This window comes from Inquilinus sp. CA228 (genome assembly GCF_052078665.1).
GTDB lineage: Bacteria > Pseudomonadota > Alphaproteobacteria > DSM-16000 > Inquilinaceae > Inquilinus.
Genome location: NZ_JBQJIK010000208.1, coordinates 1 through 538, shown reverse-complemented (window position 1 = coordinate 538; position 538 = coordinate 1). Strand labels below are relative to the sequence as shown.

Here is a 538-nt window from a genome sequence, read left to right as displayed (position 1 = left end):
TCCGCCAGCCGCGCCGCCGGCGCGTCCGGCGCCAGCGGCACATAGGCGCCGCCCGCCTTCAGCACCGCCAGCAGCGCCACCAGCAGCTCGACCGACCGCTCCAGCACCACCCCGACCAGCACGTCCGGCCCGACGCCGGCCCGCACCAAGCGATGCGCCAGGTGGTTGGCCCGCCGGTCCAGCTCGCCGCGGCTGACCTCGCGGTCGCCGAAGATCACGGCCGTCCGGCCCGGCTCGGCCGCCGCCCAATGCGCGATCCGCTCCTGCACCGAACGATACGGCTCGGCCCGGTACGGCTCGGTCTGCCAAGCCGCGAGCTGCGCCAGATCCGCCTCCGCCAGCAGGGACAGAGCTTCGACCGGGGCATCCGGCCGGGCCGTCATCTGCCGCAGCAGCGTGACGAAATGCGTGCTCCAGCGGGCCGCGGTGGCGCGGTCGAACAGCGCGGCATCGTATTCGAGCTGGCAGTCGATGCCGCGACCGTCCGCGACCACGTCCAGCGACAGGTCGAACTGGGCGCTGCCGGTGTCGAGGTCGA

At 74.2% G+C, this 538-nt stretch carries 1 protein-coding gene; it reads right to left on the bottom strand.

The genetic code is table 11. The features are described from left to right. The coding region (locus tag ACTOWL_RS38035; RefSeq protein ID WP_441326493.1) for an AMP-binding protein at positions 1 to 538 on the bottom strand (538 nt) is incomplete at both ends.